General features: G+C 66.4%; 21 protein-coding genes. 12 read left to right on the top strand and 9 right to left on the bottom strand.

Annotated elements, in window-relative coordinates; translation table 11 throughout:
- Positions 1 to 58 precede the first annotated feature (58 nt).
- Together atpB and ACGLHS_RS30505 are read right to left on the bottom strand one after the other, a co-directional pair.
- Complete coding sequence (gene atpB / locus ACGLHS_RS30510; protein WP_093247256.1) at positions 59 to 928, bottom strand: F0F1 ATP synthase subunit A; 870 nt, start codon at positions 926 to 928, stop codon at positions 59 to 61.
- A 4-nt stretch (positions 929 to 932) separates the two neighbouring features.
- On the bottom strand, positions 933 to 1,421 hold the full coding sequence (locus tag ACGLHS_RS30505; RefSeq protein WP_093247257.1) for an ATP synthase subunit I: 489 nt from the start codon (positions 1,419 to 1,421) through the stop codon (positions 933 to 935).
- A 158-nt stretch (positions 1,422 to 1,579) separates the two neighbouring features.
- Here ACGLHS_RS30505 and ACGLHS_RS30500 point away from each other — a divergent pair, with 158 nt between their 5' ends.
- From ACGLHS_RS30500 to ACGLHS_RS30475, 6 genes are read left to right on the top strand one after another with little or no spacing between them, the layout of a single operon-like run.
- Complete coding sequence (locus tag ACGLHS_RS30500) at positions 1,580 to 2,473, top strand: D-amino acid aminotransferase (RefSeq protein WP_394485543.1); 894 nt, start codon at positions 1,580 to 1,582, stop codon at positions 2,471 to 2,473.
- Positions 2,470 to 2,778, top strand: coding sequence for a YbeD family protein (locus ACGLHS_RS30495; RefSeq protein WP_394485542.1), 309 nt, complete (start codon positions 2,470 to 2,472; stop codon positions 2,776 to 2,778). The genes ACGLHS_RS30500 and ACGLHS_RS30495 overlap by 4 nt, the downstream gene beginning before the upstream one ends.
- The gene (locus ACGLHS_RS30490; RefSeq protein WP_394485541.1) at positions 2,775 to 3,980 is read left to right on the top strand and encodes an MBL fold metallo-hydrolase; all 1,206 of its coding nucleotides are present in this window, start codon (positions 2,775 to 2,777) and stop codon (positions 3,978 to 3,980) included. Before ACGLHS_RS30495 ends, ACGLHS_RS30490 begins: the two co-directional genes overlap by 4 nt.
- Positions 3,977 to 4,669 carry a lipoyl(octanoyl) transferase LipB gene (gene lipB / locus ACGLHS_RS30485; RefSeq protein WP_394485540.1) on the top strand — a complete coding sequence of 231 codons (693 nt, stop codon included), beginning with the start codon at positions 3,977 to 3,979 and terminating at the stop codon, positions 4,667 to 4,669. Before ACGLHS_RS30490 ends, lipB begins: the two co-directional genes overlap by 4 nt.
- A gap of 7 nt (positions 4,670 to 4,676) precedes the next feature.
- Positions 4,677 to 5,660 carry a lipoyl synthase gene (lipA, locus tag ACGLHS_RS30480; RefSeq protein ID WP_093247261.1) on the top strand — a complete coding sequence of 328 codons (984 nt, stop codon included), beginning with the start codon at positions 4,677 to 4,679 and terminating at the stop codon, positions 5,658 to 5,660.
- Between the two features lie 56 nt (positions 5,661 to 5,716).
- Positions 5,717 to 7,108, top strand: a complete 1,392-nt coding sequence (locus ACGLHS_RS30475; RefSeq protein WP_394485539.1) for a hypothetical protein — start codon at positions 5,717 to 5,719, stop codon at positions 7,106 to 7,108.
- Positions 7,109 to 7,157: 49 nt separating this feature from the next.
- On the opposite strand, the gene ACGLHS_RS30470 is transcribed toward ACGLHS_RS30475, so the two are convergent.
- Positions 7,158 to 7,649 (bottom strand): hypothetical protein, encoded by a 492-nt coding sequence (locus tag ACGLHS_RS30470; protein ID WP_093247263.1) that lies wholly within the window; start codon positions 7,647 to 7,649, stop codon positions 7,158 to 7,160.
- Positions 7,650 to 7,691: 42 nt separating this feature from the next.
- Entirely contained in the window at positions 7,692 to 7,934 is a 243-nt protein-coding gene (locus tag ACGLHS_RS30465; RefSeq protein ID WP_093247264.1) for a GlsB/YeaQ/YmgE family stress response membrane protein, read from the bottom strand.
- Between the two features lie 218 nt (positions 7,935 to 8,152).
- Here ACGLHS_RS30465 and ACGLHS_RS30460 point away from each other — a divergent pair, with 218 nt between their 5' ends.
- The 6 genes from ACGLHS_RS30460 (at position 8,153) to ACGLHS_RS30435 (ending at position 13,527) form a co-directional block, all read left to right on the top strand.
- A complete protein-coding gene (locus tag ACGLHS_RS30460) occupies positions 8,153 to 9,685 on the top strand; it encodes an AMP-binding protein (protein WP_394485664.1) in 1,533 nt (510 codons plus the stop codon).
- On the top strand, positions 9,672 to 10,799 hold the full coding sequence (locus ACGLHS_RS30455) for an SLC13 family permease (RefSeq protein ID WP_371126726.1): 1,128 nt from the start codon (positions 9,672 to 9,674) through the stop codon (positions 10,797 to 10,799). Before ACGLHS_RS30460 ends, ACGLHS_RS30455 begins: the two co-directional genes overlap by 14 nt.
- A 56-nt stretch (positions 10,800 to 10,855) precedes the next feature.
- Positions 10,856 to 11,548, top strand: coding sequence for an AraC family transcriptional regulator (locus tag ACGLHS_RS30450; protein ID WP_394485537.1), 693 nt, complete (start codon positions 10,856 to 10,858; stop codon positions 11,546 to 11,548).
- Positions 11,549 to 11,742: 194 nt separating this feature from the next.
- Positions 11,743 to 12,597 carry a DMT family transporter gene (locus ACGLHS_RS30445; protein ID WP_394485536.1) on the top strand — a complete coding sequence of 285 codons (855 nt, stop codon included), beginning with the start codon at positions 11,743 to 11,745 and terminating at the stop codon, positions 12,595 to 12,597.
- Between the two features lie 75 nt (positions 12,598 to 12,672).
- On the top strand, positions 12,673 to 12,996 hold the full coding sequence (locus tag ACGLHS_RS30440) for a hypothetical protein (RefSeq protein ID WP_093247269.1): 324 nt from the start codon (positions 12,673 to 12,675) through the stop codon (positions 12,994 to 12,996).
- 153 nt (positions 12,997 to 13,149) lie between these two features.
- On the top strand, positions 13,150 to 13,527 hold the full coding sequence (locus ACGLHS_RS30435) for a hypothetical protein (protein WP_143012609.1): 378 nt from the start codon (positions 13,150 to 13,152) through the stop codon (positions 13,525 to 13,527).
- Between the two features lie 30 nt (positions 13,528 to 13,557).
- Here the strand turns inward: ACGLHS_RS30435 and ACGLHS_RS30430 are convergent, their stop codons facing one another.
- The 5 genes from ACGLHS_RS30430 to ACGLHS_RS30410 form a co-directional block, all read right to left on the bottom strand.
- Complete coding sequence (locus tag ACGLHS_RS30430; RefSeq protein ID WP_394485535.1) at positions 13,558 to 14,574, bottom strand: fimbrial protein; 1,017 nt, start codon at positions 14,572 to 14,574, stop codon at positions 13,558 to 13,560.
- Positions 14,571 to 17,252 (bottom strand): fimbria/pilus outer membrane usher protein, encoded by a 2,682-nt coding sequence (locus ACGLHS_RS30425; protein ID WP_394485534.1) that lies wholly within the window; start codon positions 17,250 to 17,252, stop codon positions 14,571 to 14,573. Before ACGLHS_RS30425 ends, ACGLHS_RS30430 begins: the two co-directional genes overlap by 4 nt.
- Before the next feature lie 19 nt (positions 17,253 to 17,271).
- Positions 17,272 to 18,048, bottom strand: coding sequence for a molecular chaperone (locus tag ACGLHS_RS30420; protein WP_394485533.1), 777 nt, complete (start codon positions 18,046 to 18,048; stop codon positions 17,272 to 17,274).
- Between the two features lie 205 nt (positions 18,049 to 18,253).
- Entirely contained in the window at positions 18,254 to 18,826 is a 573-nt protein-coding gene (locus ACGLHS_RS30415; protein WP_093247274.1) for a fimbrial protein, read from the bottom strand.
- Between the two features lie 172 nt (positions 18,827 to 18,998).
- A complete protein-coding gene (locus tag ACGLHS_RS30410) occupies positions 18,999 to 20,039 on the bottom strand; it encodes an NADP-dependent oxidoreductase (protein WP_394485531.1) in 1,041 nt (346 codons plus the stop codon).
- Between the last annotated feature and the right edge of the window lie 6 nt (positions 20,040 to 20,045).

The following is a 20,045-nucleotide window of genomic DNA, read 5'->3' as shown; positions in this document are numbered from 1 at the left end:
TGAAGAGAAAACGAGAAACAAAAACGAAACTGGGTGGGTGATCGATCGATCAGCGCGATCAGTGGTGATCGTGAGCCTGGCCGATGTAGACCAGCGTCAGCATCATGAACACGAAGGCTTGCAGCGTGATGATCAGGATGTGGAAGATGGCCCAGGCCGTGCCCGCGATGATGTGGCCGATGGCCAGGCCGATGCCGGTGGCCGACATGGACCAGGCACCGCCCATCAAGGCGATCAGCAGGAAGATCAGTTCGCCAGCGTACATGTTGCCGAACAACCGCATGCCGTGCGAAACGGTCTTTGCGATGAATTCGATCATCTGCATGGCGAAGTTGAACGGGTACAGCGCCCAGTGGTTGCCGAAGGGTGCGGTGAACAGCTCGTGGATCCAGCCGCCAGCGCCCTTGATCTTGATGTTGTAGTAGATGCAGATCAGCAGCACGGCCACCGACATGCCCATCGTCACCGAGAGGTCGGCGGTAGGCACGACACGCAGATAGGCGTGGTGCGGGTCTTCGCCTGCGATGTGGAAGATCTTGGCCCAGATCGCCGGGAACAAATCGACCGGAAACAGGTCCATTGCGTTCAGCAGGAAGATCCAGACGAAGATGGTGAGTGCCAACGGAGCGACAAACTTGCGGCTTGTGGCGTTGTGGACGATGCCCTTGGCTTGCTGGTCGACCATTTCAACCAGCAGCTCGACGGCGGCCTGGAAGCGACCTGGAACGCCCGACGTGGCCTTGCGCGCAGCAAGCCAGAGGAGCCAGCAACCCAGGATGCCCAGGGAGATGGAGAAAAACAGCGAATCGAAGTTGAAGACCGAAAGATCGGCCACACCTGCAGGCTTGGAGCTTTGCAGATGCGTCAAGTGGTGAACGATGTATTCACCAGCGGTCTGACCTTGTTCCGCAGCGTTTTCAGCAGCCATTCCGTTACTCGTCTCTATGTTTCCGGCGCTTGGGCGTGAGCATCACCGCCAACCAAGCCGCCTTCATTGTCACCACCAAGCCGACCAGCATTGCAGGCCAGCTCAGCGCCGTTATCAGCCTTGGCGCAGCGATGAGCATCGCCACGGACAAGGCCATCTTGACCATTTCCCAGAGGAAGAAGCCAAACACCGCAGTGCCCGGATTCAGGGAAGAAAACCGACCGGTCAGACCGCGCGCGAATACCGCCGATGGAATGACCACCGCGATCGCACCGTAAGCGGCGGACCAACCCAGATTTTGCCTCCCCGTCAGCCCCCAGATAGCCAAAGCCACCACCAGACCGACAACCAACTGACCCGCGACCACCCGCCACGGGGAGATCGAAGGATTCTTCGCTCGCAGTTCACGCGCCTCATCGGCGGTCAACGGCTTGAATTCTGCGTCGAGGTCTTCAGCGACCCCCGTGTCTTCTTGTCGGGCGATTGTTTTCATTTCGAATGAAGCCCGGATGACGACCCAGAATTTCTACAAAGCCATTGATTATAAGTAAAAACCCAACCCATCCCGACACCTGACGTGGCGCGCATGCAAATCAGTCGCCGCATTCCCTGACGCGAGCCCGACCCGACGCGCACAACCATAATTCCGCCATGCACCCTATCACCGACGCCCTGCCCGCCACGCTTTGTTACCTCGATGGCAAATACACCGCCCTGCGCGACGCAAAGATCAGCGTGCTCGACCGAGGCTTCATTTTCGGCGATGGCGTCTACGAAGTGGTCCCCGTCTACGGCGGCCAGCCCTTCTGCTTCGAGGAGCACATGGCCCGTCTCGATCGCTCGCTGGCCGAGCTTCAGATCACCAACCCGCTCTCGCTCGAGCAATGGCGCGAGATCGCGATGCGCCTGACCGCACCGGGCGGCGACGCGCCGCAGTCCGTGTACTTTCAGATTACCCGAGGTGTTGCACCGCGCGATCATTCGATGGTTCGCGGCCTGCGCCCGACCGTGTTCGTGATGGTCAACCCGCTGCCGCCCATCTCCGATGCGGTGCGCGCCAAGGGCGTGGCCTGCGTCACCGCCGACGACTTCCGCTGGCAGAAGGCCCACATCAAGAGCACCAGCCTGCTGGGCGCCGTGCTTGCGCGGCAGATCAGCGTCGAAGCCGGCGCGACCGAGACCATCATGTTCCGCGACGAATGGCTCAGCGAGGCCTCGTCGAGCAATGTCTGGATCGTGAAGGACGGCATCCTCATCGGCCCGCCGAAAGACAACCTCGTGCTGACCGGCATCCGCTACGGCCTGCTCGAGCGCCTGTGCCAGGAGCACGGCATTCCCTTCACGTTGCGGCGCGTCTCGCGCGAGGAAGTGTTCGCGGCCGACGAGCTGCTGATCTCCTCGGCCACCAAAGAGGTCTTGCCCGTCGTGACGCTCGACGGCAAGGCTATTGGCAATGGCCATCCCGGCCCTATCTATGACAGCTTGTATGCGGCCTATCAACAGGCCAAGCAGCGCAACGCACAGAAGCAAGGAGCCCCGGCATGACCGACAGCACGACCACCACCGAGACCACCTCGATCCCCGACCCGCGCAAGGAGTCGCTGATCGAGTACCCGTCGCAGTTCCCGATCAAGGTCATGGGCGCCAAGACCGACGGCCTTGTGCACGCGATCACGCAGATCGCCGAGCGCTTCGACCCGACCTTCGACGCCACCACGGTCGAGTTGCGCGACAGCAAGGCGGGCAACTACCTCGGCGTGACCATCACCGTGACGGCCACCAGCCGCGAGCAGCTCGACGACCTGTATCGCGCACTGTCGTCGCACCCCGCGGTCAAGGTCGTGCTTTGACCCTGCGCTGGCGACGCGTGGCGACGGCGCTGTGCGCCAGCAGCTTCGTGGCCGCCTGCTCGACCGCGTCGAACCCCTACTACGACGCGAGCCGCAAGCACCATCGGCCCGATGGCTTCCAGGACAACTACATCGAATTCCAGCCGAAGAATTTCTTCACCGACGTGTTGCTGGGCTGGCAATTGCCGTCGTGGTTCAAGGGCCTGCCGCCCGCACCCAGCGCACCGCCGCCGGTGGTGGCACCCGACCTCGCCTTCCTGCAGGCCAACACCGGCGCGCAGACCCGCCCCGCCGCCACCTTCATCGGCCACGCCACCGTGCTGATTCAGGTGCCGACGGCAACAGGTGGCCTCAACGTTCTGACCGACCCGGTGTTCGGCGAGCGCGCCTCTCCCGTGTCCTTCGCCGGCCCGAAGCGCTTCCAGCCGCCCGGGGTGGCCTTGAAAGACCTGCCCCGCATCGACGTCGTGCTGATCAGCCACAACCACTACGACCACCTCGACGAAGGTAGCGTGAGGGCGCTCAACGCGCAGGCTGGCGGGCTGCCGCTCTTCGTGGTGCCGCTGGGCATCGCGCCTTGGCTCGCGGAGCGCGGCATTTCCAACGCGGTCGAGCTCGATTGGTGGGACAGCATCACGCTGCCGGCCGCGCCCTCGCCGCAAGCCGCGCAGGTGCGCGTCCAGCGCAACGGCGCGGGCATCGCGACCGACACGCCCGATGCGGTGCAGGTGTTTCTCACGCCGGCGCAGCACTGGAGCGCACGCGGCCTCGGCGACCGGATGAAGACGCTGTGGGGCGGCTTTGCGCTGCTGTCGCCGAAGATGCACGTCTTCTTCTCCGGCGACACCGGCTACTCCAAGGATTTCGCCGACATCCAGGCCCGCCTTGCGCCGCGCCAGGGGCCCGCACAAGGCGGCGGCTTCGACCTTGCGCTGCTGCCCGTCGGTGCTTATGAGCCGCGCTGGTTCATGAAGGACCAGCACGTCAACCCCGAGGAAAGCGTGCGCATCCACCGCGACCTGCAGGCCAAGCGCAGCCTCGGCGTGCACTGGGCCACCTTTTCGCTGACCGACGAGGCGCTCGACCAGCCGCCCAAAGACCTCGCTATCGCGCGCAAGGCACAAGGCGTGGCGGACGATGCCTTCTTCACCCTCGCCATCGGCGAGACACGCCAACTGCCCGCGCGGCAGGCCACGCCATGAACAGCACCACCGCCGTCGACATCGAGGTCCGCTGGAGCGGTCGCGTCGACTACGCCGAGACCTTCGCAGCGATGAAGCAATTCACGCTGGAGCGCACGCCCGACACCCCCGATGCGCTATGGATTTGCGAGCATGCACCCGTATTCACGCAAGGTATTGCAGGCAAGCAGGACCACATCCTGAACCCCGGCGACATCCCCGTGGTGCAGACCGACCGCGGCGGCCAGGTCACCTTCCATGGCCCCGGCCAAGTGGTGGCCTACCCGCTGATCGACCTGCGGCGCGCGGGCTACTACGTCAAGGAATACGTCTTTCGCATCGAAGAATCGGTGCTGCGCACGCTGGCCCACTTCGGCGTGACCGGCCACCGCGTGGCGAGCGCGCCGGGCATCTACGTACGGCTCGACGACCCGTTCTCGCACGCCGCCCTCACCGGCCCGCTGCCTGCGGGCGACCCGTTTCGCGGCCTCGGCAAGATCGCCGCACTGGGCATCAAGGTGAGCCGCCATGCCACCTACCACGGCGTGGCGCTCAATGTCGGCATGGACCTCGAACCCTTCTCGCGCATCAACCCTTGCGGCTATGCGGGGCTGCAGACGGTCGACCTTTCTACAATCGGCATCCAAACCACATGGGAAGAAGCCGCCCGGGTCCTGAGCCAGAAGCTCACCACCTACCTGGCGCCCTGACACTCCAATGAGCACCACCGAAGTCGTCCGCGACGCCCAGAGCGCCGAAACCTACAACCCCCTGGCCAAGCAAAAAGCGGCGGCCAAGCTTTCGCGCATCCCCGTCAAGGTGGTCCAGACCGGCGAAGTACTCAAGAAGCCCGACTGGATCCGCGTGAAGGCCGGCAGCCCCACCACGCGCTTCTACGAGATCAAGCAGATCCTGCGCGAAAGCAACCTGCACACGGTTTGCGAAGAAGCCTCGTGCCCGAACATCGGTGAATGCTTCGGCAACGGCACGGCCACCTTCATGATCATGGGCGACAAGTGCACGCGCCGCTGCCCGTTCTGCGACGTGGGCCACGGCCGCCCCGACCCGCTCGACAAGGACGAGCCGCTGAATCTTGCCAAGACCATCGCCAAGCTGCGCCTGAAGTACGTGGTGATCACCAGCGTCGACCGCGACGACCTGCGCGATGGCGGCAGCCAGCATTTCGTCGATTGCATTGCCAACATCCGCGAGCTGTCGCCGATGACGCAGATCGAGATCCTCGTGCCCGACTTCCGCGGCCGCGACGACCGCGCGCTGGAAATCCTGAAGGCTGCGCCGCCGGACGTGATGAACCACAACCTGGAAACCGCGCCACGTCTTTACAAAGAAGCGCGCCCCGGCAGCGACTACCAGTTCAGCCTGAACCTGCTCAAGAAGTTCAAGGCGCTGCACCCGAACGTGCCGACCAAGAGCGGCATCATGGTCGGCCTGGGCGAAACCGACGAAGAGATCCTGCAGGTCATGCGCGACATGCGCGCCCACGACATCGACATGCTGACCATCGGCCAGTACCTGTCGCCGTCGGGCTCGCACCTGCCGGTGCGCCGCTACGTGCATCCCGACACCTTCAAGATGTTCGAGGAAGAGGCCTACAAGATGGGCTTCAGCCACGCGGCCGTGGGCGCGATGGTGCGTTCGAGCTACCACGCCGACCAGCAGGCACACGCCGCCGGCGTCTGACCGCATCGAAGAAAGGCCCCGTCGAGGGCCTTTTTTTCATCCGGGGGAAGAAACAGATGCCCACCGTCCTGACGACGCTCGCAACAAGGCCCGTGAAGGGCCTGGTCGAGAACCACGCGGCCTATGCTCGCCAGCATGGCTACGCACACCACGTGGTCGACAGCACCCACGTGTGGGGCCCGCGCCAACCGGTCTTTCACCGCTATCACGCCATCTACCAACACCTCGCGCAGACCGAAGAAGGCGGCCTGCTGCTGGTGCTCGACCAGTTCGCGGTCGTCTATTGGCCGCATCTGCTGGAGCCCAACTTCGACGGCACGGACGTGCTGGCCTGCGCGCAGGCTGGCGACGACACGCTCTGCAACACGAGCATGCTGCTGCTGCGCAACACGCCGGCGATGCGCGAGCAGATGCGCCAGCTTGTCGATCGCTTCTCCCATTGGACGATGCACATCCTGGAAGACAGCGAACAGCCCGAGAACGCGCTGGTCGTGCCTCTTTTCGCGCCCCGCCCCTGCAGCATTCCCCTGCCCAACGGGCTCTACCCGAACGTGCAGGCCAACTGGCCCGGGGGCAGCTACTACGAATCGATCCACACGGTACGGCCGCTGGTGGCCAACGACGCCCCCGCGTGGCGGCGCGTCGAAGGCCGCTGGATGCCTCCGGCCGACTACGACTTCAGGGGTGTGCAGAACCTGGTCGAGGAAGCCGCTGCACTGGCGCGCGGCGAGCGCCCGCCTTTTCTTGCACTGTCCGAAACCGCTCTTCCACCCCAAGACGAACTGCACCTGAACCCCGATGCGCGCATCGCCTTCGTCAGCATCTACACCGCGAACATCGCAAGCTACGGCCGCATCCACGAAGAGAGCTTTGTGCGCTATTGCCTGCGGCATGGCTACGGTTATCACCTCTACCGCAAGGTGCCCGATTTCGCCGGCGAGCTGACCGGCTCATGGGCCAAGCCGCACCTGATGCGCCGCCACCTCGCGGCGCATGAGTTCCTGCTCTGGGTCGATGCCGACATCCTGGTGTTCGACCCGTCCCGCCCGATGGAGCCGCTGGTCGCGGACCGCCAGGCGCTGGTGGCCAACGACCACACGGCATGGAACATGAATTCGAGCGTTGTCGGCGTGCGCAACACCGCCGAGGGGCATGCGCTGGTGGAAGAGGTCTGCCAGCAGATCGAGGCCGCGCCCGATCGCTCGTCGGTCCACGTCAATGGCGGCGACCAGACCTACTTCGCGAATGTATTCAGGGCCCGGGGCCTGATCACCGAGGCCCAGGTGGTGGACACGCTGTCGCTGGACGCGCCCGCGATCTACGCGAGCGCCGACCACAGCCATTTCGTGCATTTCCCCACGCAACAGACGGCGCAGCGCGCGGCGTCGATGCATTTCTGGAACCAGCAGAGCCTGGAACGCGACGCCCGTCAGGACGCCGCGCCCTGACGAAGCAAGCCCCGCCCACGGCAGGCGGCTGCCGTGCGCGCCTCGTCGCTCACCCGCGGGTGGCGTTCTCTTTCATCTTCGCCAGCGCGATGGCGATGGCCGCACCGCCCAGCGTCTTGATCAGCCCCGAGTGCTGCGCATAGAACTGGCTGACTCCGTCGATCACGCCCGCGTGCTGCTCTTCGGCATGCGCGGCGATTTCGGTCACTTGCGCGGGCGACAGCTGCGATGCCTGGTCGGGCGTGATCTGCGTCTGCCCCGGCTGCAGCATGCGTCCGAGCACGCCGCCCGCCAGCCCCGATGCAGCGGCTGGCCCGAGCGTGGCCAGGATCTGGTTGAGCACGCCCGCTTGTTGCGTGGGCGAAGACTGGCCGAAGAGCTTGCCGACCATGTCACCGAACGGCGGCGTCTGGTCGGACCGCATGGCCGCGGCGAGCCCCGCACCGATCTCGTCGGTGGATGCGTGTTGCGTGACCTGGTCGATGTGCGCATCGGCGTTGTTGCCGCCGATGGCCTGCTGGAGGATGTCGAGTAGACCCATGTGAAGCTCCTTGCGTGAGTGTCGAAGTGGCCCGGCCCGGATTTACTTGGTCACCAGGTGCCAGACCCCGAGCAGCACGGCGGCGCCGATCACAGAGGCAATGAAGCCGGCGCCCCCGCCGGCGGCATAAAGCCCCAGCGCCTGTCCAGCATAGGTTGCAACCAGCGAGCCGGCAATGCCGAGCACCACGGTCAGGATGAAGCCCATCGAGTTGTTGCCCGGCAGGATGGCGCGGGCCAGCAGCCCCGCAATGAAGCCGATCAGAATCGTCCAGATGATGTGCACAGAAAAACTCCCCGTTTGTTCGGCACCGAAGGGCTCTCCGGCGCCACGCCATATCCCGGCGCGTCGCGATCGTGGACCTGCCATCCTGAGCGCCAACTGACGGCGCCCTGCCTGTCCCCGTCGCCAAAGTGCTGGCAGCCGGCGGGTTGTTCGCTATCCTGCCGGCTGGTCAAACGGAAGGATTGATTTTGCAAACGCACCCCGCCATTCAAGCGGCGATGGAGCGCCCGTTCGGCGCCATCGCCGACCTGGTTCGCCTCCACGCCCAGCAAACCCCCGACCGCCCCGCGCTCGCGGACACGGCCCACACCCTGGACTACCGCGCGCTCGACGCCCTGATGGACCGCGTTGCCGCCAGCCTGCAGCGCGACGGGCTCAAGGCCGGCGACGCCATCGCGATCTGCGCGGCCTCGTCCGTGAACTACGCGGCCGTGTTCCTGGGCGCACTGCGCGCGGGCGTCGCGGTGGCACCGCTGGCCCCCGGCTCCACGCCTTCGAGCCTGGCCCGCATGATCGAGGATGCCGACGCGCGCATCCTCTTCACCGACGCATCGGCGGCCGACGTGGTCGGCCCCGCGAAGGAAGGCGGCATTCCGCGCGTGGCGCTCGACAATTCCGCCGCGGGGCGCGGCCTCGATGCCTGGCTCGCACCGGCCGGCGCGCAGCCGGCAGCGGTCGAGGTGCAACCCTCGTGGGCCTTCAACATCATCTATTCGTCGGGCACCACCGGCGAGCCCAAGGGCATCGTGCAGGGCCACGGCATGCGCTGGGCCCACGTCCAGCGCGGCGCGAAGTACGAATACAGCCCCGACACCGTCACGCTGCTGTCGACGCCGCTGTACTCCAACACCACGCTGGTGGTGTTCTTCCCGACCATTGCCTTCGGCGGCTGCGTGCTGCTGATGTCCAAGTTCGACGCACTTGGTTACCTCAAGCTGGCCGAGCAGCGCCGCGTGACGCACACCATGCTCGTGCCGGTGCAGTACCAGCGCCTGATGGCGCACCCTGACTTCGACGCGCACGATCTCTCGTCGTACCGCTACAAGTTCAGCACCAGCGCGCCCTTCAACGCCGCGCTCAAGGCCGACGTGCTCAAGCGCTGGCCCGGCGGGCTGATCGAGTTCTACGGCATGACCGAAGGCGGCGGCACCTGCATCCTCGAGGCGCACCTGCACCCGACCAAGCTGCACACCGTGGGCCAGGCGGCCGAGGGCAGCGACATCCGCCTGATCGACGAAGAAGGCAACGAGCTCCCCCGCAACAACACCGAAGCGGCCGGCGAGGTCGTGGGCCATTCGGCCGGCATGATGACCGGCTACCACCGCCAGCCCGAAAAGACGCGCGAGGCCGAATGGTTCGACGCCACCGGCAAGCGCTTCATCCGCACCGGCGACGTGGGCCGCTTCGATGCCGACGGCTTCCTCACGCTGTTCGACCGCAAGAAGGACATGATCATCAGCGGCGGCTTCAATATCTACCCGAGCGACCTCGAAGCCGTGCTGCGCGGCCATGCGGCCGTGGCCGACGTGGCCGTGGTCGGCGTGCCGTCCGAGCAATGGGGCGAGACGCCGATGGCCTTCGTGGTGCGCCGCGCCGGTGACGCCACCACCGAAGACGCCCTGCTGCAATGGACCAACGCCCAGCTCGGCAAGACGCAGCGGCTGGCGCGCCTGCACTTCATCGACGAGCTGCCGCGCAGCGCGATCGGCAAGGTGCTCAAGCGCGAGCTGCGTGACCTTGTCGGCCGCTGAGACGTCGGCATCGCCGCCCTCCGAACAGGGCGGTGGCGGCAACGGCCTGCTGTGGGTGCTGGTCGCGGTCGCCGTGCTGTTCGCCTTCCTGCGCCCGCGTGCGCCGATGGACTGGCTCAAGCTGGTCGACTGGCAGACCGTGGGCGCGCTCGCAGGGCTGCTCGCCATCACGCAGGGCGTGGAAAAGAGCGGCATGCTGCAGGCCACCGCGCAGCGCCTGCTGGCACGCACCACCAACCAGCGCAGCCTGGCGCTGCTTCTAACCGCCAGCGCGGCGCTGCTCTCCGCGCTGGTGACCAACGACGTGAGCCTGTTCCTGCTGGTGCCGCTCACGCGCGTGCTCGCCAGCCAGGCGCACCTGCCGCTCGCGCGGCTCGTGGTGCTGGAGGCGCTGGCCGTCAATGCGGGGTCGGCGCTCACGCCCATCGGCAATCCGCAAAACCTTTACCTGTGGCACCGCTCGGGCGAAGGCTTCTTCGCCTTCATGGGCATGATGGGGCCGACCGTGGCCGTCATGCTGTTCTGGCTGTTCGTCGCGACATGGCTGCTGGTGCCGCGCACGCCGATCGCGCTTAAGCCCGAGACCGAAGCCGCGCCGGTGCAGCCGCGCATGCTGGCGCTGGCGGGCGTGCTGTTCATCGGCTTCGTGATCGCGCTCGACAGGCATTGGCTGCTGGCCGGCCTGGGCGTGGTGTTCGGCGTGTTCCTGGTGTCGTACCCGCGCGTGCTGCGCGGCATCGACTGGGCGCTGCTCGCGATCATCGCGCTGATGTTCGTCGACCTGCGGCAGCTGGCCGAGCTGCCCGCCATTGCCGCGCTGCTGGGCCAGTGGCCCATTGCCGAAGGCTGGCGTGCCTACCTGGCGGCCATCGTCACCTCGCAGTTCATCAGCAACGTGCCGGCGGCGATCCTGCTGGACCGCTATGTGCACGATTTGCCCGCGCTCGCGGCGGGCGTGAGCGTGGGGGGCTTCGGCTGCGTGCTGGGCTCGCTGGCCAACCTGATCGCCCTGCGGCTCGCGAAGCTGCCGAACGGCCTGCGCGAATTCCACCGCATCAGCATTCCTTTTCTGATCGTGTGCGCGGCCTCGGCACTCCTGTTGCGGCTCGGATGACAAGCCGGGGTGCGCGGGAAGACAATCGCTCCTGCCCACGCGCCTTGCTTGCCTCCATGCACACGCCCGCCACCCACACCCTTGCGCTGCGCGACTACGGCAGTTCGCGCGGCAGCCACGCGCACGATCACTTCCAGGTGCTGATCGGCATCGACGGCGTGCTGGAGATCGAGGTCGAAGGCCGCGGGGCCGGTATCGGTGCCGGCGAAGCGCAGGTGGTCGCCCCCGGCGACCGGCACGACTTCGAGGCGCGCGGCCACGGCAGCGTGTGCCTCGTGCTCGACACGCCGCATCCGCTGTGGGCCCGGTGTGTCGAGCGGGCGCCCGACCATGCCCCTCAGTTGCACGCGCTTGCTCGCTACCTTGCGCATTGCATGAAACAGCCAGCGCACGCCGCCCTGGCGCTGCAGCACGGCCCCGCGCTGTTGCTCGAGGCCTGGGGGCCTGCGCCACCGCCCTCGGACACACGCCGCCGTCGCATCGACTGGCCCGCGCTTGCGGCATGGGCCCGTGTGCGATGGCATGAACCGCTGACCGTTGCCGACCTGGCCGATGTGGCCTGCCTGAGCCCCAGCCAGTTCGCACAGCGCTGCCGCGACGAGCAGGGTATGAGCGCGATGCATTGGTTGCGCACGCTGCGGCTGGCGCATGCGCGCGAGCTTCGGCTGGAAGGCATGGGCGTGGCCGAGACGGCGCGCCGTACGGGTTATCGCTCGCCTTCGGCGCTCACCGCCGCATTGCGCCGCTGAAGATCCCCCGTGTTTCTCCCTCCCCTTCCGGGGAGGGCCGGGGTGGGGGCACGGCGGCGTCCACTGAAACGCGGCGCCTGATCGAAGGCCTGCCCCCATCCCAGCCTTCCCCCGGAAGGGGAAGGAGCAAGACCATCGATGCGCGACGACGAACCGGCGTTGCGCGACGACCGCTCGGCGTAGCCTCGCCCGTCATGTCGTCCACGCTCTACGCCCTGCTCGCCATCGCGCTCTGGGCCACGCTCGCCTCGCTCGGCACCGCGCTCTCGCACCTGCCGCCGTTTCTGCTGACCGGGCTCGCCCTGATCATCGGCAGCGTGCCGAGCTGGCCGCTGGCGCTGCGCGACCGCGCCGCGTGGAAGGTGCCGCCACGCACGCTGGCGCTGGGCATCTACGGGCTCTTCGGCTTTCACTTCCTGCTGTTCATCGCACTGCGGCACGCGCCGCCGGTCGAGGCCAATCTCGTCAACTACCTGTGGCCGCTGCTCATGGTGGTGCTGGCGCCCGTGCTGCTGCCAGGCGTGTCGCTGCGGCCGCTGCATGTGGTGGCAGCGCTGCTGGGGTTCGCGGGCGCGGCCATCGCGATCCTGGGTGCGCGCGGCGGCGCGGCCTCGGCGCTGTCGGATACAGCCGCCGGGTACTGGGGCTTCCTGCCGGCGCTGGGCTCGGCCTTCATCTGGGCCAGCTATTCGCTGTGGACACAGCGCGTGCCGGCGTTCCCGACCTCGGCCATCGGGCTCTTCGGGCTGGTCTCGGGCGCGCTGTCGCTGGGCTGCCACGCACTGCTCGAACAGTCCATCGCGCTGTCCGCGAAAGACTGGCTGCTGATCGCACTGTGCGGCCTCGGCCCGCTGGGCGCAGCCTTCTTCGTCTGGGACATGGCGCTCAAGCGCGGCGACGCGCGGCAGATCGGCATCCTGAGCTACATCACGCCGCTGGCCTCGACCGCGCTGCTGCTCACAGTGACCGGGCGCCCGCTGACGGGGACCATCGTGCTGGCCGCGGCGCTCATCATCTCGGCCGCGGTCATGGGCACGCGCGCCCGCTGAATCGCCCGTGTCCGACGGGCTGCGCCCGTTTTTGTGGCTAGAGTGGAGGCTCAGGAAAAAAAGGAGCCTCCACCCATGGATCACAAGAACAAGAACGATGACTTCGAGATCACGCCCAAGCTGGTGTTCGACCTGAACCTGGCGCTGTATCTCGACCTGGTGGCCGCACTCGAGGGCGCTGGCGCCATCACCTACCGCCAGATGGCCGCCCGGGTGCTCAACATCAGCATGGACGCGCGCGCCGACGGCGAAGCCGGCCTGTCGACGGTGCTGGAAGGCGTCGCCAAGGGCTTCGCCGGCCAGAGCGACGGCCTGTCGATCGAACTGCTGAAGGCGGCCCGGGGCCTGCGTGAAGACGAGGCCATGGGCGACATTCCGATGCGGCCGGACCTAGGCTGAGCACGCCCTCCAGCCGGCGTGGCGCCTCAAAAAAACAGCGCCACGCCAAGAACCGCACGCTGTCGTTTTTCCCTCGGGATGTACAACACCAACGCGGGCCACGGCACGCCGCCAGGGCCTGCGTTCTCGTTCACATCACAGGGAGAAAATCCAATGCGTACATTGAAAGCCATGGCCTTGGCCATTGGTTCCAGCCTTTGCATGATTCCGGGGGCCTGGGCCGCCAACTCGCTGCAGATCGTCTGCGCGTCCGACCAGGGCGGCGAGTGCTATGCCAGCTTCGCCTACGACACGACCGCCTACAACTTCGGGCGCGACGCGCGTTTCGAATGGGAAGGCAGGAACATCGCCATGACACCGCTGGTCGGAGGACGCGTCAAGGTCGCGTGCTTCGGCGATGAAAAGATCAGCAAGATGGACGGCTTCAAGGGAGGCTCCTTGACGGTGCGCGTGCTCGGTCCGACGGACAACTCCGAATACCCGAAGGCCAGCGCGACCGTCCCGATCTGCTATCGCTGGTCGACACCTTGACCCCACGGCCATTGCGCCGGGCAGCGACTGCTACTTGTAGTCGATCGTGAAGTTCGCAGTGCCGTTGGCGCGCCCCGGCGTCACGGCATTGCCGGTCTGGAAATAACGCGCGGTGAACGGCAGCACGTAGTCGCCGTCCTTCGACGGCCCCACGAACGCGGCCTCGCCATACTTGACCGGCACCTTCTTGTCGTCGATCACCTGGATGCCCACACCGGTGGCGACACCCTGACCGTCCTGCGTGAGGCGCAGGACACCATCGTCGCCGCCCGGATCCTTGGTCGCATCCATGCGCAGATACACCTGATTCGCCATGCCCACGCCCGCCTTGCAGTTGAGCTTGATATTGAAGTTGCGCTCGGCCGCCGTGCTGCCCTTGCCCTTGAAGGCGCTTTGCGGAACCTTGCCGAACTGCACGGAGATGTTGCGCGAGCCCACATCCACCGTGCAGGATGGCGTGATGATGGTGATCGCATTGGCGCTCAGGAACGTGGTCAGCACCGACCTCGGATCGCTGTTGCTGTAGTACTGCGTGTAAGTGCCTTGGGCCAGCGGTCCGCTGCCAGTGGTAGCCGCGGTCTTGTACACCTCGACCCTGAAGGCCGCGGCCGGATCGAATGGACCGAAGCTCCCCGTCAGATCGTGCGGGTAGTAGTTCTTGCTGGTCGAGGAAATGGTGCGCAAGAGCCGGATGCCGATTCCTTGAACATTGGTGGAGTACATCTTTGGCAGGCCAGGGAAGTTCATGTCCTGCCCTTGCAGCATGACGCCATGCACCGTGTCCGAAGTCGCGCAGATCCACGGCTGGTTGCTTCCGCCGCTGTTGGTGAGCGGGAAATCCCTCTCGCCGAGTTTCTGGCCCACGACGGCGTCATTGGGCACGAGGATCGTCCCCATGACCATGTCGATGACCTTCTCCTTGTAGTTCGGGTTCATCTTGCAGCCGGTATCCGCCGCCCAGGCACCCTGTGCCCCAAACCACAGCACGGCGGCCGGGACCGCGAAGCGCGCGAGCCTCCTGCCCGCCGACGCGTTGCTCTGCTTCATTCGGATCCTTTGGATTTCAAGCCGACCACGACATCCGAGGCGCACTGCCCGGACAACTCGCGGATCGGCGGCGGGTTCTTTTCGTCGGGCAGGCTGTAGGGCACGACGCACTGGTCGGCCGCGCCCCGGCCCCATCGCACGGTCAGGCGGCCGCTGCTGGCCGCGCCGGTGACGAAGGCCTGTCCATCGGGACCGACGATGCCGACCTCCTGGCCCGCCTCGTTCTCGATCTTCGAACCCAGCGGCAGCGCCCGGCCCTTCGCGTCGGTCAACGCCATCAGCAGTCGGAAACCGACCGAGGTCTCGAACTTCGCGACCACCACGGCGCCGCGCGTGGGCACCACGTCCAGGGCCGCGTTCTTCACTTCCACGGTGTCGCCGAGATCGCCGGTGCGGATCGCGACGCGGTTCAGCCGGTAGGGCGTCATGCTGGGAATGACCGCGTTGCCCGCCGCGTCGGTCGCCACGCCGGGCCGCGACTCGATGCCCACGCCCTGGGCCTTCGGCGCCTGCACCAGCGTCAGGGTCTCGCCGAGCGGCTGCGACATCGTGATGCCGCCGCCATGGAACAACAGGCCACCGGCCATGCCCACAGTGCTCTGGCCATAGCCGCGGCCCTGCGAATGCCCCAGATCCAGGCGGCCCACCGACCCCAGGTAGCTGGCGCTCGCGCTGCCGCTGCTGCCGCCGCCCTGGTTGGTGTCGCTGGCCGTCACGTTGTAGGTCAGGCGGCTGTCCTCGAGGGCCGAACCGTAAACGCTGGCCTGCTGGCTCATGCGGCCGGTGCTGTCGCGATTGAGCGCGTATTGCGCGCTCGCGCGTGTGTCGCCCAGCGGGATGCTCAACGTGAACATGAGCTGGCGCACCGGCGGCCGGTTCAGGCTGGTGGTGTAGTTGTAGTTGATGCTGTAGCCGAACTGCTTGTAGTTGCCCGAATAGCCCACCTGCACCAGCCGGTCCTTGGCGCTCGTGCCCCAATAGCTCTGCTGGCGCGCCGACGCGAACACGCTGCCCCAGTCCTTGATCTGCTGCGACAGCTCGAAGCGCACTTCGTTGCGGCGGCTGTTGAAAGACTCGAAGGGCTGCAGGTCCTGCATCTGCACCGCTTCCGCGAAGGTGCGGTAGCCGCTGGTCGAATAGCGGTAGCCGGCCACACGGAAGTTGGTGCCCGAGTCCATGAAGGCCTTCGAGTAGAGAAAGCGCACCGACTGGCCGTCGTAGGTCTTCGCGCCCTGCAGCGGGGTGCGGTCGGTGGTGCGCGCGGTCGACAGGTCGATCGACACCGCGCCGAAGTCCTTCATGTTCTTGCCCACGCCGATCAGCATCGACTGGTAGATGCTCGACAGCAGCAGGCCGCCATAGGCCGAGATCTCGCCGCCCAGGCCACGCGCCAGGGTCGCCTGCAGGAAGGCGGGCTGGGACTGCCGGCGCCATTCGCCAGTCGTGGCGACGTCGAGGTAGTTGTTGCGGTACTTGCCCGCGGTGGCCGAATAGCGCCAGGTGCCTTCGCGCAGCAGCGTGGGCACGGCCGAGAAGGCCTGCGTGTATTTGGTCTCGCGGCCGTCGGCCTCGGTGATGGTGACCTCGATATCGCCGCTCGACGCGGTGGGATAGAGGTCGTCGAGCACGAACGCGCCCGGTGCCACGAAGGTGCTGTAGATCACGTAGCCGTTCTGGCGCACCGTGACGCGCGCGTTGGTCCGCGCGATGCCGCGGATCGTGGGCGCGTAGCCCTGCTGGCTGTCGGGCAGCATCGCATCGTCGGACGACAGCTGCACGCCGCGGAAGGGCACGCTGTCGAAGAAGTTGCCCGGCGTGCTGCCGTCGCCGATCAGCAATTGGCCATTGATTGAGGCGATGTCGCGCTGCGCATAGCTGTTGACGGCCTGCCAGCGGCTCTCTCCGTCGATGCCGCGGTTGTAGGTCGAGAAATGGCGAAAGCGCCAATCGCCGTAGTTGAAGCCCGCGCGCAGGCCGGCGAACAAGGTGTTGCGCTGCGGCGTCTTGCTGCGATCGGCGAAGGGGTTGCCGTCGAACACGTTCTGCGGCGGCGCGAAGGGATTCACGTCGTTGCGGTACTTGTCGCCGCTGTAGCGCGCGAAGTTGAGCTGGTAGTCGAGCATGCCGGCGGTGATGCCCCGGTCCCATTTCTCGGGCCCCACGGCGCCGCGCGCCGAGCGCTTGAGCGCGGCCTGCGGGATGCTGACGAACAGGCGCTGCTTGCCGGCGTCGTAGCTGTAGGTGGCCTCGGGGATGGTCGCACCCAGATCGATGCAGGCATCGTCTGCGGCACTCGCCAGCGCGGGAAACACCGCCACGTTGACGCCCCAGTCGTCGAGCATGCCGCGCGTGAGGCATGGCTGCGCATCGTTCTTGCCGTCCTTCTCGACGAAGCGGATCTGCGCCTGCCCCGCGCCGCGCTCGTTGAGCGAAACGTCCACCGTGTACTGGCCCGCGAGCACGCGGTTGCCGAAGGCAAAAAGCGAAAGATCCGCCAGCGGCTGGTCGCCGCCGATGTTGAGGAATTCCTCGTTGAAGCTGGAGCCGGCCACCTGCTGCTTCTGCTGCGGTTGCGGCTGCGGCTGCGCATGGCCGGGCGCGCCGAGTGCGCACAGCAGCGCCGCGCCCAGCGTCAACCGGAACGGCGCGCGCAGGACAGGTGAACGACTGCTGTGCATGGAGTCCGCCGATTGCGCCTCAGCGCTTTGCCGCATCCGCGGGCGCCGGGACCAGCTCGGGCTTCACGGCCACGGGCTCGGCACCCGCCGGCACCTGCACGCGCTCTTCGGGCGTCTCGCCGCCGTAGTCATTGAGGGTCGTGAAGTTGACCTGGATCGCCTGCGGCGTCTTCACCGCGCTCAACGGATAGGTCGTCTCGCCGAGCGGCGGCACCATGTCGGCATTGATCAGTTGCTGGCCGCCGTTGATGTTCAGGGCCGTGAAGGTCACGTGGTAGGCCGTGGGATTGGCGACCCTGAGCACGACACCCAGCCCGTCGGCACCGGCGCTCACCGCCCACTTGAGCTGCGCGCGCGATTCGTCGGACTTGCCCACGAGTTTCGAAGGCCGGTAGAACAGCTTGATGCGGCTGCGCACCGCGATCTGCAGCACGTTCTCTTCGTTCGACTTCTCGGGAATCTCCTTGACGTTGAGCCAGAACACCGACTCGCGGTCGGCCGGCAGCTCGCCGGCCACGCGCATGATGCGCAGGATGTTCTCCATGCCGGGGTCGAGCCGCGACAGCGGCGGCGTGACGAGCAACGGGGTCTTGTTCTTGCCTTCGCCCGCGTCGATCCAGGTCTGGACCACGTAGGGCGAGGTGCCGGTGTTCTTCACCGGAATGGAAGCTTCGCGGTCCTTCTCGCCGAGGATCACGCGGGTGCCGCCGAGCATCACGCCCGCGCCGGCCGGCCACTGGAGGCCCAGCATCAGCAGGATGGCGAAGGCCCAGCGGAAGCGATGGTTGCTGCACATGGAAAGGAAGTCCTTGGGGCCGGCACGGCGCATGAAGCGCGGGCCGGCACGGCGACGCCTGTCGAGGCATCGTCGAAAAAAGAGGCGAAAAAAGAAGAGCCGGCGCCGGCCGGGACCCGAGGTCCGGGCGAGCGCCGGGAATGGCCTCACGGTCCGCCCCGAAGCGGCGGGCGCTTCGGCGGACCGTGCAGACCTCGGGCGCCGCTTACTTGTAGGCGACCGTGAACTGCGCGACCGCGTTGGCCGGACCGACCGTGACGGCGGTCTTGGTCGACACGTACGTCGCCTGGAACTTCAGCGAGTTGTCGCCCAGACCCAGAACGTACTGGCTCGACTCCGAACCCAGCGGAATCTTGGTGCCGGCGGAGTCGCCGAGTTCGATGCCCACGCCCGAAGCCGCGCCCACACCGACCTGGCCGGCATTGGCCACGCGCAGGACCGTGGCGTCGTCGCCATCGGCCGTGCCCGAGAAGGTCACGGTCGCGCCCTTGGCGGTGGCGCCGCAGCCCAGCAGGTCGATGGTGAACTTGGCGGGCGTGGCCTTCTTGCCGACGGTTCCGGTGAACACGGGCGGCGTGGCGGTGCTGAGGGTGCCGAAGACGTTGCGCGAAACCTTGCCGAGCGGCACGGTCATGTTCTGGCTGTTGGGCGAGATCGAGCAAGGCGCATCGACGATCTCACCGGTGAAGTTGATCGTGCCGTCGGCGGCGAAGGCGCCTTGCGACAGGACACCGGCCGCGACCACCGCGGCCAGCTTGAAGAAAACTGCTTTCTGCATTTACATTCCCTGATGATTGATATAACCAAATTGCTACCCGCTTATGCAAGGCAGGCCGCAGTCTAGTTATCTAAAGACGGGAGAAGAAGTGCAGTTGGCGTCAGTTCACCATGGTTAACATTGCAATCACATTGTTTGTGAAATAGGCACGCCTACTAACAAACTGACACCATTAGTCTGCGACCTGCAACACCAGCTTTCCGAAGTTCTGCCCGGCAAACAGCTTGTTGAGCGATTCGGGGAAGGTCTCCAGGCCCTGAACGACGTCTTCCTTGCTCTTCATGCGCCCATCTTTCAGGTAGCCGGCCAGCTCGGCGATGGCCACGGGGTAGCGGTCGGCGTAGTCGAACACCACGATGCCTTCCATGCGCGCACGGTTCACCAAGAGGCTCAGGTAGTTGCGCGGACCGGCGGCCGGCATGCTGTTGGCGTTGTTGTACTGGCTGATGGCGCCGCAGATGATGATGCGGGCCTTGCGCGCCAGCTTGGCCAGCACGTGGTCGAGGATCTCGCCGCCGACGTTGTCGAAATAGATGTCCACGCCCTTGGGGCAATGTTCCTTCAGGCCCGCGCGCACCGCGCCTTCGCCGGCCTTGTAGTCGATGCAGGCGTCGAAGCCCAGCTCCTTGACCACCCATTCGCACTTGGCCGCGCCGCCCGCGATGCCGATCACGCGGCAGCCCTTGATCTTGGCAAGCTGGCCCACCGTCTGGCCGACCGCGCCGGCCGCGCCCGACACCACCACCGTTTCACCCGGCTTGGGCTGGCCCACGTCCATCAGGCCGAAGTAGCCGGTCATGCCCGGCATGCCCAGCACGTTGAGCCACTGGCCGATGGTGCCGACGGTCAGGTCGACCTTCACCAGCCCGTTGCGCTTGACCTGGTCCTGCGGGATGAGAACGTATTCCTGCACGCCGAGCGTGCCGTAGACCGTGTCGCCAACCGCGAACTGCGGGTTCTTCGACGCGATGACGCGGCCGATGCCGCCGGCGCGCATCACTTCGTCGATGCCCACGGGCGGGATGTAGCTCTTGGCGTCGTTGAGCCAACCACGCATGGCGGGGTCGAGCGACAGCGACAGCGTCTGGACCAGCACGCCGCCCTCGTCCGGCTGGCCGACGGGCTCGGTGGTGAAGCGCCAGTGCTCGCGCGTGGCAGTGCCCTCGGGGCGTTTGGCGAGGCGGACCTGATGGTTGGTGAGGGGGCTGCTCATGGTGTC

Origin of the sequence: Variovorax sp. VaC1 (assembly GCF_043658315.1) — a bacterium.
Taxonomy (GTDB): domain Bacteria; phylum Pseudomonadota; class Gammaproteobacteria; order Burkholderiales; family Burkholderiaceae_C; genus Variovorax.
Note: the sequence above shows the minus strand (reverse complement) of the source record. Positions and strands in the feature narration are given on the sequence as shown.